The organism is Tolypothrix campylonemoides VB511288_2 (genome assembly GCF_045999855.1).
Lineage (GTDB): Bacteria > Cyanobacteriota > Cyanobacteriia > Cyanobacteriales > Nostocaceae > Scytonema > Scytonema bouteillei_A.
Window position 1 is genome coordinate 367303 of the sequence record NZ_JBFPMW010000007.1, and the last position, 16725, is coordinate 384027.

Here is a 16725-nt window from a genome sequence, read left to right on the forward strand (position 1 = left end):
CATTGCTTACTAAAAGCTTTATACGGTGGGCAATGCACACCCTACAGGTATTTCAAAAATCAAATAGGATTCCTATTTGTTGAGATAAGTGAGAAAATTTAGGAAATTTTATTTTTTAAGAAAAGATGAAACCTCAGCTTAGTAAAACTTGTGAAATTAGTCTGTGCTGTTTGGGTGGTGTATTTTTTTCGCTATTATTCTCCAATGCAGCAATATCAGAAATTATTCCTGACACAACGCTCCCTGAGAACAGTATCGTTACAACTGAAGGCAATACTAGAGTTATTGAAGGTGGAACTCTTAGAGATGGGAATCTTTTTCATAGTTTTCAAGAATTTTCCTTTTCTGCGTCAACAATTGATACTACTGGAGATACGGCTTTTTTCAGAAATGATGCAGTAGTGAGAAATATCATCACAAGAGTAACAGGTGGTTTGCCTTCAAATATAGATGGCACGATCAAAGCTAATGGTAGTGCTAATGTATTTTTCATCAATCCTGCTGGTATTATTTTTGGACCTAATGCCAGTCTCAGTATTGGAGGTTCTTTTATTGCCAGCACAGCAAATAGCTTAAAATTTAAAGATGGCACAGAATTTAGTGCAAACATCTCTGGCACTACACCGTTATTAACAATCAGTGTACCGATAGGTTTACAATTTGGAGCTAATCCTGGAGAGATTATTAATCAATCTCAAGCCAGTCTAGATGGCGCAGTTAATACACTTGGCGTTCCTACTGGATTGCAGGTTCCAAGTAGTAAAACTTTAGCTTTAGTAGGCGGTACTATTTCCTTATCAGACGGGAATTTAACGGCATTAAACGGAAGAATTGAGTTAGGTAGTGTTGACTCTAATAGTTACGTTAGTCTCAATGAAGTTAATACACACTATGTTCTAGAATATTCAGGTGTTCAGACATTTAGAGATATTCAAATATCTGGCGTTACATCAGGTTCCTTGATAGATATTAGTGGTGATGGTGGTATTCAAGTACAGGGTAAAAATATCACTCTCACAGATAATTCTTTAATTTTTTCTATTGCTACAGGTTCACAAGCAAGTGGAAATTTAATAATTAATGCATCTGAGTCGGTAAAATTGAACGGAGGTTCCAATATCGGAACTTTTGCAGAGGGTGAAGGGAAAGCAGGAGATGTATTTGTGAAAGCCTTTGAGTCTGTAGAGTTAGAAGGAACTGCATCAGGTGCACCTACTTTCCTTGGCTCTCAAGTCTGTGTACTGTCTGCAGAATGTGGCAGCGTTACGGGTAATGGTGGTAATTTAACGATTGATACAAAAAGATTACTGGTTCGAGATGGAGCTAGTGTTGATACTTCAACTTTCGGTGTTGGAAACGCGGGAAACATACTGATAAAAGCATCTAGTTCTGTAGACGTCAGAGGCACTAGTTTAGATGGTAGTACCATCAGTGCTATCTCTACTCAAGTTGCCCAAAATAACAGCACAGATAATCCAGGAAATGCAGGGAGTTTGAATATAGAAACTCAACAATTAATCGTTCAAGATGGAGCGCAGATATTGACTGTTGCTCGTAAAAGTGGTGATGGCGGGAATTTGACTATTAATGCAACCAATTCCATTCTCTTGAGTGGAGCTTTACAATTTGCAACAGCATCCCTTTTGGACAACAATCGTAGTGGTCTTTTTGTATCAGCAGAAGAAGGAGCTACAGGAAGTGTGGGTAGCTTAAATTTGACGACTGGAGTGCTAACTGTTGAAAATGGAGCTAGAATTTCAGCAGATAACCTTGGTTCGGGTTTGCCTGGTAGTTCAACTTTAAATGTCAGGCAGTTGAGGATTCAGAATGGTGGGGAAATAAAATCAGGTTCTTTCTTTGATGGGGATGCGGGAACTTTGACAGTCAATGCGACTGAGTCCGTGTCTATCGTCGGTACTGGAATCATTGGAAATGAAACTATACCCAGCACTTTGTTCTCTCAATCTCTAGCTAGTGGTAGGGCGGGGAATTTGACAATTAACACTCCAATTTTAAGTCTCAGCGATCGCGCAGAACTAACTGTAGGTGCAAAGGGAACTGGTCCCGCCGGTAATTTAACAGTCAATGCTCGCTCTATTCTGTTAGACAACAACTCTATTATAACTGCTGACACTCGTAGTAACGACGCAGACCCAAATCAAGAACAAGCAACTATTAACCTACGAGCTAGAGATTTAATATTATTGCGTCGTAATAGCAAGATTACCAGCAGCGCCAGTGGCACTGCTACTGGTGGCAATATCAATATTGACACTAACAATCTTGTTGCTGTTCCACGGGAAAATAGTGATATTAGAGCCAATGCACAAGAAAGCTTTGGTGGTCGAGTAAGAATTAAGACTTCAGGTATCTTTGGCATTCAGTTTCGGCAGCAAGATACACCATTCAGTGATATTACCGTCAGTTCTGCTCAAGGTCCAGAATTCAGTGGCTCTGTAGAAATCAATACCCCCGATGTAGACCCCAATCGTGGATTAGTACAATTGCCGACAGTTGTGTTAAACACCCCAAACCTAGTTGCCTCTAGATGTGCCGCTTTTGACTTAGAAGGTAGTAGTTTTACCATCTCTGGACGCGGCGGTTTACCACCCAGCCCAGATGACCCCCTTAGCAATGATGTCGTTTGGACTGATACTCGTTTGCCAGCCACGACAGCACAGCAGACTAGAGAAAAACCATTTGCAAAGCCGTTTTCTAAACCAGAATCGGAACCCATAGCAATTATACCTGCTACTGCTTGGGTATTCAATGGTAAAGGGGAAGTGACGCTGATTTCCAAAACGTCTAGTACCAATAATTTAGAATCTACTCCCAGTACTTGTACAAGAAATTTCTACTGATTCTGTTAACCAACGTGTTTCGTCGTAGATTTGTGCAATGTGCTCTTTTCGAGCACGCCTTACCGAAATGATTCCTATTCGTTCTTTAGGATAGGTAATCACCTTGACTCGAGCCAGAAGTACACAAAGCACTTCGCCGCTAACGAGAACTTAGTATACTTGAATAATGCAAAAGAAGTCGTGAAACAATTTTTTCATCAAATTCATTATTTTTATTTATGTTACTCATTATTTATGATAAAAAAAAGCTGTGCATTGGAGTGGAGTCAACCAAATTATGAAGAAAACAATCCTTGCTACAGGACTACTGCTGAATGTATCAGGGCTAACAGCTACAAGTGCTCTCCAATCTCCACAATCCACTCGAGTTGTCGAAAATTCTCTCGGTAAAGATGCAAATTACTTTCGACACCCTGATAAAAGTGTTGGGCTGGATCTCGCAGGAATACTTGTTGCTGCTGGAGTTATCTTTGCCCTTAGCTCAACTGTTTGTGTAGTTTGTAAAGCTCTCAACCCAGGCAAACCTTCTTCAAACACTACAGATTCTCAGTATAGAAAAGAAGATTTGCCTAAGGCTACGGAAGATTCCACCATATCAGATAATACACAGATTGGTTCTGCTGCATACCTTGAAATTAAACAAAAAGATGACCAAACGCTGGTTCAATTGAATAATGCTATTCGCATTCATCCCCAAGATGCTTACCTTTACACTAAACGGGCTAACTTTCGTCACAGCAATTTAGGAGATAAACGGGGAGCTCTTGAGGATTATACCCAAGCGATTAATCTCCTTCCCGAGAACGCCCTTTTCTACCTTTGGCGCAGTCAACTTTACTACGAAGTCGGGGATCGGTTAAAAGCAATGGCAGATTATAACACAGCTATTCGTCTTGCTCCAGAAGATACGATGTATCACTCTTTTCAATCACACGCAACATCGGGAAAACACTGAATCTCCTGTTTCACTATTTGGAGCACTTAGCAGGTATAGACTAGCCTACTCAACTTGCCCTTTGGGTTAACGCCTTTATGCCAACCACGAGTGCGGCTCCGCCCTACAATACATAAAGACTTTCCTGATTTCTTGTCTTTCCAGACAACTCCCAGCACTTTCAGCCGTGGATTGAGGACAAATCTTTTTGTAACTGTTTGCAGTGTTTAAACCCAGTTTTTGCTGTCTTAACAAGTATTATATCAGAATTATCAGAAACTACAGCAACTTGCAAGGTGACAGAATAGTCGTTTCAAAAGTAGGATTTGGTGCTACTTCTACCAATCAATTTACCTAAAACAGCAACACAGGTGCTTTGTTGTTTCAGGGAACTCAATTCGCCATCCTTGAGAACAAACCTGCTGATTTGTCTACTGGTTTAAATATTGAACTTGTTTAAAAATCAATACGGTTCAGTTAACGATAATTGTAGGTTGGGTAGAGCGATAGCGTTACCCAACCTACTCCCCACACTATCCTAACAATTTAGGATACTGGAAAAATTTTTGCCATTTTTGCCAAGCCATAAAGCCAAGCCATAAGAATGGTGCCCATGTTTGTAAAAATAACCGATGCACAAGCTTTAGTTTGTGAGGTGACAAAATTTGGAAATCGTAATGATAATAAAGGCTATTTACAGCTATTTTTAAAGTAAAGTTCTTATTTGTTTACAAAAATATAATTCTATTAAGAGTATACTTCAGGTATTATTTTTCTTAGTTCTTGATAGGAATTGGTCTGGCATTCAAGCAACAGGTAAAACGACTTCCACAGTCTAGAGAGATTTAATCTTTATCTCCGCTGCAAGATTCCCGGTTTCTTTAAGGATACAGTTGGTCAATGGAGGTGACACCCCTCCCAAAAGTACTCTCTCGTTCCCAGCCAGAGGCTGGGAATGCAAACTGAGGTTCTCTTTCGCCTTATCCCCAATTCTGCTAAAACTGTCTATCCTTCTTAACTTTGCTGCGTTTAGTGGTCATGCTTAATAAAAGGTTCTTGAGTTTTTATTACCAAAGAGGTCTACTCAGTCTGCTTGCGCCAACCCTGACACTATTTAGTAGCTTGCACCAAAAACCGTTGTCTGCACAGACACTAAATACAGCTCAAGCCCTCCAGCTAAAGAGTGAAATCGGTCAAACCCAACCTCCTCCAGATATATTCCGCCGACCGGAAGAAGAAAATCCGCCGCTCGCACCCGAAACACCCCCTATTATTCCACCCCCAGAAAAGTTATTTCCATCTCCTCCCCCAACTCCTCAAACGGAGGAAGCAGTTCCCAACGACTTTGCCGGAACCATTACAGTAGAACGCTTTGACGTGATTGGCAGTTCTGTATTTAACCGCAAACAATTAACTGCTGTAGTTAAAGAATTTATCAACAAACCCATTACCTTTGCTGAACTGCTACAAGCTTCCGAAGCAATTAGCCAACTCTACCGTAATGAAGGTTACATTACCTCCGGAGCTTTCATTCCAGCTAACCAAACCTTCAAAGTGAAAGGAAGTGTGGTCACAATTCAGGTAATAGAAGGTAGATTAGAAAATATACAGGTTAGAGGTCTGAAGCGGTTAAACCCCAACTACATCCGCAGCCGTTTGGAAATCGCCACTGACAAACCTCTGAATGTGAATCGATTGCTAAGAGCATTGCAACTGCTCCAGCTGAATCCGCTCATTGGAAATATATCCGCAGAGCTTGCTACGGGGTCAACCCCTGGTGCTAACGTGCTAGATGTTAGGGTGACAGAAGCAAAGACACTCTCTGCTCAAATTGCCTTCGACAACAATCGTTCTCCCAGTGTTGGTAGCTTTCAACGGCGAATCCAACTAAACCAGGCTAACTTGCTGGGACTTGGAGATGGTTTAAACATCGCCTACACCAACACCACAGGTAGCAACGATGTCGAAGCCCGCTATACCTTACCCATCAATCCTCATAACGGGACATTGGAATTTAGTTATAATTACACAACCAGTGATGTTATTGAAAAACCCTTCGATATATTGGATATTGAAGGAACCTCACAAGACTTTTCTCTGACACTGCGTCAACCAATAGTGGAAACCCCCAACGAAGAATTTGCCCTCGGACTGACCGCATCTCGCCGAGAAAGTGAAGTTGACTTTTTGGGAGACATCACTGGGAAACGGGTGGGTTTTCCCGTACCGGGATCTGATGAAGGAAATACTCGCCTATCAGTACTGCGGTTTTTCCAAGATTGGACCAAGCGCAGTAGCCGACAAGTGCTAGCCGCGCGATCGCAGTTTAGTTTTGGTCTAGATGTCTTCAATGCTACCACTAACGATAATGCACCGGATGCTCGCTTTTTTTCCTGGCGAGGACAGGCGCAGTGGGTACGACTTCTAGCTCCGGATACCATAGTCTTAATTCGTGCAGAGGCTCAATTAGCTGATAGGGCGTTAGTACCATTAGAGCAGTTTGGTTTGGGAGGACAACGTACAGTACGAGGCTACCGCCAAGACTTGCTGTTAACTGATAATGCCTTTTCTGCTTCTGCTGAGCTTAGGTATCCAATTTTACAAGCACCTCAATTAGGGGGTGTGTTACAAATTACTCCGTTTGTTGATTATGGAACTGTCTGGAATAGTTCTGGGAACAGCGACTCTGACCCCAATAACCTTGTTTCTGTAGGACTAGGGTTGTTGTGGCAGAGCAACAGATTAAATGCCCGATTTGACTGGGGTATTCCTCTAGTTTCTGTAGATTCACGTGATGAAGACAGTTTACAAGAGAAGGGTCTGTATTTTTCTATCGTTTATACCCAACCATTTTAAGAACTGCGGCCATTGGGCATTGGATATCATTCTTTCCCTCCCTCCCTCACTCCCTCCCTCACTCCCCAATTATGTCCAAACTTATTCTTTTCGCTGTCGCCCAAATTACCGCCGCCGTCAGCCCACTCGCTTTAGTGGCGGATGCAGCAAATTACCCACAGACTAAACAAAGTCAACTGACCCAGGTTGTTCAGTCACCGAATGCAGAACAATTGCAGCAAGGTTTGAAACTCTACCAACAAGAACGGTTCTCCCAAGTCGTGCAGGTTTTACAAAAAGCTGCCCTTCAATTCCAATCTCAAGGAGATGTTTTGAATCAAGCCTTAGCTCTAAACTATGTAGCATTGGCATATCAACAGCTCGGACAGTTACCCCAAGCAAGCAAAACGATCGCAGATAGCTTGGATTTGTTACAAAAAAATCCGATAAATTCTAAAGAGTACCTGTCAATTCGCGCTCAGGCACTTAACACTCAAGGTCAAATACAAATAGCCCAAGGGAAAACTGAAGAAGCTCTTACCAGTTGGGAGAAAGCGAGTGGTTTGTACGGAAAAATACGTGATAAGGAAGGAGAATTAGGTAGCAAGATTAACCAATCTCAGGCACTACAAGCGTTAGGGCTTTACCGTCGCGCTCTCATAACCTTAACAGAGGTGAATCAATTGTTGCAACAGCAACCTAACTCTCTGCTGAAGGCAAATGGACTGTTAAGCTTGGGTAATGCTCTTCGAGTGGTAGGAATTTTAGACCAGAAAAACCCAAAAACCAAATCCATAGAGAACCTTGGTTCCCTGCAGGCGCTACAGCAAAGTTTGGCAGTGGCTTCTCAACTAAACTCTCCAGAACTGGTGGCTGAAATTTACTTGAGTTTGGGGAACACAGCCCAAGCGCTGCAAAAAACGGGTGAAGCAATGCAGTATTACAAACAAGCTGCTGCATCTTCTGTCTCACCCATGACTCGGCTGATGGCGCAAATGAATCAACTGCGTTTATCTGTGGAAGAGGCAAAACAGCCAGAAGATGGAGAGCAAAAGTTTTCTGACCAGACTTGGCAGCAAATTTTACCTCAAATTCAATCTCAGCTTGATACATTGCCACCCAGTCGCAAGACGGTATACGCTAGGATTAATCTTGCCCAAAGTCTGGCTTGTCTCAAACAAGGAACTGAGGCAAAAAAAACGACCCTCAATTTGATTTGTCCCCAACAGCAAACAAAGGCACAAGCGACAACAACCAACGAAACTCCGGAATGGTCTGGGATCGCTCAGATATTGGTAACGGCAGTTGAGCAAGCCAAGAGTTTGAAAGACAGCCGTGCTGAAGCTTATGCCTTAGGTACATTGGGGGGGCTGTACGAGCAGACTCAGCAGTGGTCGGATGCACAAACGCTGACCCAGCAAGCGCTGATGCTAGCTGAAAGTATTTCAGCATCGGATATTAGCTATCGTTGGCAATGGCAGTTGGGACGTATACTGAAAGCTAGAAAAGATGAGACAGGAGCGATCGCAGCATATACCAAATCTGTTGCTAACCTCAAGTCTTTACGCAGCGATTTAGTTGCCATTAATCGCGATGTGCAATTTTCATTTCAAGAGCAAGTCGAGCCAGTCTATCGCGAACTGGTGAGTTTGTTATTGCAGTCACAAAACAACAACCCCAGTCAAGATACTCTTGGCACAGCCAGAAATGTGATAGAGTCACTACAACTAGCAGAACTAGATAACTTTTTCCGCAGAGCCTGTGTAGATGCACAACCCGTTCAGATTGACCAAATCGATCGGACAGCCGCAGTGATTTATCCTGTGATTTTGAGCGATCGCTTAGAAGTCATCCTTTCTCTTCCTTCCACCTCAACCAACCAAAAATCTCCGCAAATTCTACGCCGTCACACAGTTCCTCTACGCCAAGCACAAATTGAAGACACGCTCGATCAACTGCGGCAAAAATTAGAAACCCGCACGACTGAAGAGTTTTTTCCTTTATCCCAACAAGTGTATGAATGGATAATTCAACCGATCGCTCCAGAATTGGAAAAACGCCAAGTCAAAAACTTAGTCTTTGTCTTAGATGGGGTACTGCGAAGTATCCCAATGGCGGTGCTGCACGACAAACAAAAGTATCTTATTGAGAAATATAACGTTGCTATCACACCGGGTTTACAATTATTAAACCCCCAACCTTTAGCACGCACCCAACTACGAACTATTGCTGGTGGACTGTCTGAAGCTCGTGGGGACTTTCCGCCATTACCTGCTGTAAAACAGGAACTAGACGAAATCAAGTCAACAGTTCGCCAAAGTCAAGTGCTGCTGAATCAGGAATTTACCACCGATGCTATTGAAAACGCTGTTAAGTCCTTGAATGCACCTGTGGTTCATCTAGCAACTCACGGTCAGTTTAGTTCTAGGGCAGAAGATACCTTCTTTTTGACTTATGATGGTGACGTCAATGTCAACGAGTTGAGTAACTTACTCAAAACCAGAGAAACCACCCAACGGGGTGCCATCGAGCTACTTGTCCTAAGTGCTTGCTCAACAGCTGCGGGAGACAAACGAGCGGCGTTAGGAATTGCTGGAGTCGCTGTCCAAGCTGGAGCACGCAGTACATTGGCATCGCTTTGGGTTGTAGAAGATGACGCGACTGCTCTCATTATGGGTGAGTTTTACAAGCAGCTAAACCAACCGAATATCTCTAAAGCAGAAGCCTTTAAGGGTGCTCAACTGAAGCTGTTAAAGAATCCTTTATACGAGCATCCCTACTATTGGGCACCTTTTATTTTAGTAGGTAATTGGCTCTAGAAGGAGTTCTGTAGGTTGGGTTTCGTTCCTCAATCCAACGTAAGCTAAGAATTTATGTTGGACTTGAACTTGATATGACTGGCTGAAGATGCTCACAACTTTTGCAGGCTGTATAAAACTTCCTCAGCAGACTGTTGTCGCTTGTGGAAATCAAAGGACACCATTTTGTCTAAGATTGCAGCCAATTCTTCTGTGGTTTGTGCAAGATGTCGCCAAACCAATGCTGTTGTTGAGTCTCTTTCGAGGTGTTTGGCTGGTGTCCCAGTTAAGGCTTGGATAGCAATCATTCCCAAAGCATAAATATCGCTGTTTAGCCTTGGCTGTCCCATGAACTGTTCTGGAGGTGCATAACCCACAGTCCCTACAGCTACTGTAAAGTTCTCCTGTGGCTCCTGCGGTTGAATTTGTTTAACAGCGCCAAAGTCAATTAAAATGATTCGCTCATCTTTTCGGCGTCGCATCAAGTTGCTGGGTTTTATATCTCGATGAATGACACCGTGAGCGTGAACAAATATCAGGACCTGCAAAGTCTCTTTGAGAAAATTGATCGCTTGAGCACTATCAAAGCATTTACCTGAGGTCAGTTCTTCTTGTAGAGAATGCCCTTCAATATACTCTTGCACTAAGTAAAATTGCTGGTTTTCTTCAAAATAAGCCATCAATTGCGGAATGCGATCGTGCTTGCCTAAAACCTCTAAAATTTCTGCTTCAGTTTTAAATAGACGCCTGGAAATCTCTAAAAAGACATCATCGTTTCGAGCAGGTTTCAAGTGCTTAACTACACACGTAGGATTTCCAGGTCGATGAGTATCTTCAGCCAGATAGGTATATCCAAATCCTCCAGCACCAAGCACTTGAGCGATTTTGTAGCGGTTGTTGAGTAGTTTATTTTGTAGGGATTCATAGTAAATTACCGTAGGTGCTTGTGTTGTACGACTTCCACTTTCTCTTAAAAGCGCTTGTAATAGCGAGATGGTTTCTTTTTGCTCTTGAATCTGAAGTGCTATTTTTTCTTTATGCTGCTTGTTATGGAATGCTGTGTAGGTGACAATACCCGCTTCTGCTATAAGAAACCCTAAAGCTGGAGGTGCTAGCGGTACCCATCCAGCATGGATAAAGATAACAAAACAGCTTAGAAGCAGTATTCCTAAGGCAGTGCAGGTTAAAAGCCCCAAACGAAGTGGATGCTGAATGCGCCACGCCAAAACTCCACCTACCAAAGTCCAGATCCATGTCCACAGAATTTCTTCCGACTCGGACCAAAACCAAAACAAAGGTCGTTTGTTGGAAACGGCATCCAGAATCTGACTGACCTTGTTAGCGTGAATCACAATTCCAGGCATTTTGCCAGAATTGTCCTGCTTTCCGTCGCTATAGGGTGTGTCGCGAACATCCTGGGAACTGAGTGCTGTTGAGCCAATCAAGACAATACGGTTTTTCACCCAACTGGGGTTGAAGCGATCGCTCAGTATATCTGTAAAACTGACTTGTTGAGCAACGTTACTTTCAGAACGGTAGTTCAGCAGTATTTGAAAACCTTGAGCATCAATATTTTGATAACCACCCGAATCAGCTTGTATAGGTTGAAAAACGGTCTTCCCCAGTTCCATTCCTTTTGGCGTAAATTGCGGTTCAATGTTTAGATATTGGAGTGCCACTACCAATCCTAAGGAAGCTGGGGTTGCACAAGTTGACTTGGGGTCAGGGGTGACCACTAATAAATTTCGCCGAATAGCCCCATCTCTGTCTTCTATGATATCCGCAAATCCTGCGGCTTCCGATTCTATACCTGATGGAGGTGGTACTGCCGGCTCCCGAACACTACCAAGTTTGCAGATCGTAACAATACGCGAACTCTGTTTTAGGCGTGTCAGGAGCTTTTGATGACCGGGTTCCACTGGTACGTCACGAAAGAAATCTAAACCAATAACTTTTGCTTGATAGCGCTCTAGTTTGCTCAAGACTGTGTCTAAAACATTACCATTGGGTGAAGACTGTTTTAATTTTTGAATGTCATTTTCGGTAAATGCCACAATCAAGAGGCGGGGATCTGGATTGAGCGCACTACGCCTTTGGACCATGTGGTCGAAAGCCTTCAGTTCTATTGGCTCTAGCACTCCCAACCGTTGAAAACCAACCACCAATATACCTGCAATGACACTAGCAACAACTACAGGATTTGTTAGTATATTTTGCAACCTGTTAAGCATAAAACCCTGACTAATTAATATATATATATCTAATAAGTATGGTATATTCAGTTTATGCATCCATAAAAACTAGCCCAATAGGATAAGAGATGCAAGTTAGAATGTAGCCATCCTGACGCTCGCTCTCTTGCAAACCTTCTGAGTCACCTTCAATCCAAACTTCTCCTTGTAACTTCCGCTTCTTGCATTGACCGCAAATTCCCGAACGGCAACTACTGACAATTTTTACCCCTTCCCGTTCAGCCAGATTGAGAATCGGTTGTTCGCCATCGCTGTTGACTTCTTTCCCCGACCTCAAAAAAACGACAGCATTTTGGCTGGAGCCGATTGACTGTGGTAAGGTGGAAGTCTGTATGACAGTTGGTGTACTCGTACCAGCATCGTTACTCCCATTTGACTCCCAAACAGTTTCTGCGGGGAAAGTCACAAACATCTGTTTCACACTTTGCCCAACAGGAGCGGTGACAGTCAAGTTTGGGCTGCTATCAATAGGTTGTTGTTTGGGCAATACAGAACACTTTTTCCATGGGGTTTCAAAGCTTTCTTCATAGTAGTTTTGCATGGGGAAGTTAAGGCTTTGTAGTATCTGTTTGACGCATTCTATAAAGCCGTGGGGTCCAGAAACATACACAGTGCGATCGCAAAAATCAGGTACAACAACTTGTAGCATAGCTGCATCAAGCCTGCCTGTTAGACTAAACCAACTCTGTCCGGGTTCTTTGCGAGTTGTAGAAATTGCCAGATGAAAATTCGGATACCGCGCTGACATCATCTCTAGTTCCTGTCGAAAAATGATGTCACCAGGGCTGCAAACGGAGTAGAAAAGAAATATATCACAATTAGCGCCAGTATCACACAGCCAGCGGGACACAGACATCATAGGCGTGATGCCATTACCCGCCGATATCAGCAACAGTTTTTGGGAAGGGTTGGTGAAGCAAGTAAAATTGTCCAATGGCCCATTCAGCTTAATTGTACTTCCGGCTGTGACATTTTCGTGTAACCAGTTAGAAACCAGTGCCTGTGGTTCCTCAGTTTCAGAATCACAGACACGGGGAAAACGTTTGACAGTGATTTCTAAGGTATGGGGACGTGAGGGGCTTGATGAAATAGAGTAGGAATGGCAAATGTGTTCTTTATTAATTTCCAGTTCGAGAACAACAGACTGACCTGGTTTGTAAGCGAACAACACTGGAGGATCTGCTACAAAGCGAAAGGTTTTCACATCATGTGTTTCATCAATAACACCTATACAGCGAACTGTTAACTCTCCCTTCACCCAACGTTCCCACTGGGACGGTTCTACCATTGCCACTGGCATATATTCAAGAGGAGAGACAGGGGGGACTGTTGGTATTACGCGATCGCTGGACTGAGTAACAACAATTTCTTGTAGGTTTTTTTGTGATTCTATAAGCGTTTTGTCTTCCTCTGACCCAATTTGTGAAATCATCAGAATAAACCTACCAATTTGAATCATGTCACCAACATGAAGAAGATAATTCTGATTGATTAGGGTATTTTCGCCATTAATCCGTGAACCACCCCTGCTACCCAAGTCAGCAAAATAATAGTTTCCATTTTTTTTGAAAACTTTACCATGCATCCTGCTGACTTCAGAACTGTCTAGAAATAAATCGCAGTTCAAAAAGCGACCAATAAAGCACTCCTGATTGGGCTTGGTTTCTGGTTTCAAGTCTAGGAATTGCGGCTGGTCTGGCTTCTTTGGATCGACTACTTTGATTTTAATCATGCCCCTGTCATTTGAGAGTGTATTTTAAATTTGAGTCATAGCTGCTACCTGTCCTAAACTTTCCTGGAGGCGAGCGCTTACCATTGCTAAAACATTCATTGCCAATAGTGGATTATTTGAAAGCGCAGCCTCAAAATCTTTTGCCTTGACAGCTAAAGCCCGAGACTGTACTTGTGCTGTCACTACAGTTGCCGTGTAATAGCTGTGAGTCAACACTTCTAGTTCACCAATAGTTTGCCCTGGCAAGATAGTGAGATTGCTGTGAGTATCGTTTCGAAGTACCATTGCTTCGCCATCAATCAGGACTATAAGTTCAACAGCAGGTGCTCCTATTTTGCAGATTTCTTGTTGCGGATGATAAACCCGCAGGTATGCATTCCTAGCTAGTTCAATCAAAGTATTTGCCTTCAGTCCTTGGAAGAAACTGCTGTCATAAAGCCATAACAGTTTTTCTAGGGTTCCTTTTGATTGAGTGATGGGATCTTCTTGGAGAGGTCGCATTTCCCATTGTACAAGGACGACTAACTCATCTCCATTGCTAAAGCGAACAAAATCTCCCTGTTGCAGTTGCTTTTGCTGATTGTAAATATGCTCCTTTCCAACCCGTAAACCATTGCCACTTCCCAAATCTTTAACCGTAACTCCTTTGTCACTTAGATAAAATATAGCGTGTTGTCGGGAAACACGTTTATCTAAAATAACGATATCGTTCTCGTGTCCCCGTCCGACTCGAATTGTCGGCTGCTGGAAAATTCGCTTTTCTGTGCTTCCCATTGCTCTAACCTGAACAATGAGAGTCGGTACACGAGCAGGTTCATTCTGGGACTGAGCTTGAGTGAGAATGCTTTGAGCCGTTTCCTGTAGAAGCCAATCTTTATTGTGCTTTGCATTAAGTATTTGATGAACTTGCTGGATACCAACAGCAGGATTAATCTGATGCAGGGCATAAAGACTGGCTGCTTGTACCAGGGGATCTAAATCTTGTAAGAGTTCGAGCAAGACATTATGAATTGCTTCTGGACGAAATATGTGCCGCTCGGGGAATAATGGAGTGGTAACATCCAAAAAATACGGTTTTGTTTGTAGTTTTTGAGTAGTGGTGGCAGCAATGCCAAGTTGTGTTGATAATGGGAGAAGTTGACTGAGCTGGTCTTGTTGACTGAAGGAATTCATCACCCTTGCGCTCAAACGCTTTTGCCAGCTTAACTCCTCGTTGTTAGACTTCAGTATTTCTGCTATGACATTTGCTGCCAATATGCCTGTTGAACGAGCAATGTTGAAAGCTTCAGGAGAGTCTCCTAGCAATTCTAAAATGCCGAGTAACTGAGTGGTCATCAGTTTTTTCCTCTCCTGCAGAGCTTTTCGCAGCAAAACATAAATAGACGCTTGCGGGTTTGGTACTGAGTTAGACAGTATTTGATCGCGTACAGCCAGTTCTTGCAGCCCAGCCAACAGGGTTTCGGCTGTCCGCAGTAATAGACCGTCTTGATTAAACATCTCAGCTAAGACTTGTTCTTGTTCATCTGCCGTAATAGCGTACTCTTGTCTCAATGCCAGAATTCGCTTTTGCTGGCGCTCGATCGCCTCATGCATTGGTGTACCCCCAGCCACTAAATCCTGAATCAGCAAATCTAATGCACGCCTATAGCTTTCAATCCGCAATTTGTTTTCACGACTGAGTGGCTTTTGAGGAGCAAGTAAGCTTGGATTTTCTACCCCAAGTTCTGCTATGACAGCATAGTGCTCGTCGTCAGTTACACTCAATTGCTTGCGTAGCTCTTTAAAATCTGCCAAACTTTCCGTCGAACTTACGTTTCCATCTTCTAAAGCTTCACGCAAAACTTCTTTATAAACTCGCCCTCGATCTGCACGGTTAAAACTAGGCACTAGCTTTGCAAGAACATACACTTCTTCTGGAATCAAGTCTTGCCATGAACGTCCTTCAAGCAACTTTGACCAGTCCACTGCTAGCTTGTCCAACTGCCACCGCAATCTACTGGCTAGACTTTCGCGTGAATAACGCTCTTTGCTACGCGCTAAGTTGCGCTCCAGCCATATGCTGCTAACTAGCACGATAAAAGTGTTGAATGAGAGGACTGTCCAATGTGGTAGTAAGTTTAAATTGGGGCTACCGCCAAATATAAAGAAGACGTTAAAAGAAACAAAGGTACACAAGACAAAACAGACGTGCAGTACTCGTTCCTCATCATGGTATTTGTTTTTCCGTTTCAAATAAGCTCTATAGGCTTTTTCTAAAGATACACAGGTAAAATAGCTAGCCGCGCAAAAAACAGCGAGAGTGACCGGAGCTGCAATTAGCTTTGGGATGGCAATTGGGCGATCGAAGATGTAAAATCCCGGACCCAAGAGTGTGCGTAACTGCCCTGCTTCATGAGCCCACACCCCAGAATAATAGTAGTCCCAGTTGCCGGAGTATAAGAAGTAGAAGACATAAAACCCTACCATCAAACCAAAATAACCATAGAAGACTAGCTTTTGGTCGGGTCTGGTAATTCCCTCCCAGTAAGAACGTTCCATGTCAATGTCAATACAAGGAGATTGACAACTCACACAAGCACTTTTTTCTTGACCGGAACTATCAACCGTTCTACAGGTAGACTGGGTGATACTTTGTGGTGGCTTAAGGTGAGCATCACTCCCTAGCAAGCCCCGTGGACCCGTGTAAAACATTTGTACGGGTGCCATAGGGCAAAAATACTGACACCAACTTCTTCCCTTGAAAAGAAAACCTACAGTAATAGCTGAGGCGATAGTCAATAGCAAGAACAACCCCAATGTCATGCGATTAACAACCAAAATGCGGATATTCAAGCCCAAGAAAAATAAACCAAATTGCAGGAATAGGTAATTGCGACCCAGCCAAGACTCTTTCTCTACACCTGTCAATTCGTAACGAATGCTATTTGTTTCTGGGTTAACGATTTTGCGTTTGCGTTGGATTCCCAGCGCCCGAGGGATTTGGGAGAAGAAATACAACGGACAAATTCGCCGCCAAAATTCATGACCGAACACTAGCAAAATTACGATCGCGATGGGGATAACCATTGCCCAAAAGATGCTAGACCCCAGACTATATGTCTGTTCCGTGAGACACACTCCCTGAAACTTAACGCAACTGATTGAGTCGAGAGACTCCCAACGATTGAGACGAAAAGGGCTGATGGAATGACTGGGAGCTGTTAACCAAGGTGAAATTGGATCGTAAAATAAAGAGAAGATTAACGTCAGCCAGCCGACTGCCAGTAGCCACCTGACCAAGTGCATTTTTTTTTCTGAAACTTGACCAATCATT

General features: G+C 43.1%; 7 protein-coding genes. 4 read left to right on the top strand and 3 right to left on the bottom strand.

Annotated elements, in window-relative coordinates; genetic code table 11:
• Window positions 1-125: 125 nt before the first annotated feature.
• The 4 genes from AB0756_RS22855 to AB0756_RS22870 all read left to right on the top strand — a co-directional run bounded on the left by AB0756_RS22855 (window position 126) and on the right by AB0756_RS22870 (window position 9449).
• Window positions 126-2861 (top strand): two-partner secretion domain-containing protein, encoded by a 2736-nt coding sequence (locus AB0756_RS22855; RefSeq protein ID WP_050046874.1) that lies wholly within the window; start codon window positions 126-128, stop codon window positions 2859-2861.
• A gap of 277 nt (window positions 2862-3138) precedes the next feature.
• Window positions 3139-3816 (top strand): tetratricopeptide repeat protein, encoded by a 678-nt coding sequence (locus AB0756_RS22860; RefSeq protein WP_050046875.1) that lies wholly within the window; start codon window positions 3139-3141, stop codon window positions 3814-3816.
• Between the two features lie 1116 nt (window positions 3817-4932).
• Window positions 4933-6651, top strand: a complete 1719-nt coding sequence (locus AB0756_RS22865; protein ID WP_336604381.1) for a ShlB/FhaC/HecB family hemolysin secretion/activation protein — start codon at window positions 4933-4935, stop codon at window positions 6649-6651.
• 71 nt (window positions 6652-6722) lie between these two features.
• Window positions 6723-9449 (top strand): CHAT domain-containing protein, encoded by a 2727-nt coding sequence (locus tag AB0756_RS22870; protein WP_038092238.1) that lies wholly within the window; start codon window positions 6723-6725, stop codon window positions 9447-9449.
• Window positions 9450-9541: 92 nt separating this feature from the next.
• Here the strand turns inward: AB0756_RS22870 and AB0756_RS22875 are convergent, their stop codons facing one another.
• Genes AB0756_RS22875 through AB0756_RS22885 form a run of 3 tightly spaced genes read right to left on the bottom strand, consistent with a single transcriptional unit; the run spans window position 9542 to window position 16724 of the window.
• Window positions 9542-11659 carry a CHASE2 domain-containing serine/threonine-protein kinase gene (locus tag AB0756_RS22875; RefSeq protein ID WP_038092241.1) on the bottom strand — a complete coding sequence of 706 codons (2118 nt, stop codon included), beginning with the start codon at window positions 11657-11659 and terminating at the stop codon, window positions 9542-9544.
• A gap of 52 nt (window positions 11660-11711) precedes the next feature.
• Window positions 11712-13412 (bottom strand): FHA domain-containing protein, encoded by a 1701-nt coding sequence (locus AB0756_RS22880; RefSeq protein WP_038092244.1) that lies wholly within the window; start codon window positions 13410-13412, stop codon window positions 11712-11714.
• 24 nt (window positions 13413-13436) lie between these two features.
• Window positions 13437-16724: an FHA domain-containing protein gene (locus tag AB0756_RS22885; RefSeq protein WP_050046876.1), complete on the bottom strand. Its 3288-nt coding sequence runs from the start codon at window positions 16722-16724 to the stop codon at window positions 13437-13439.
• Between the last annotated feature and the right edge of the window lies 1 nt (window position 16725).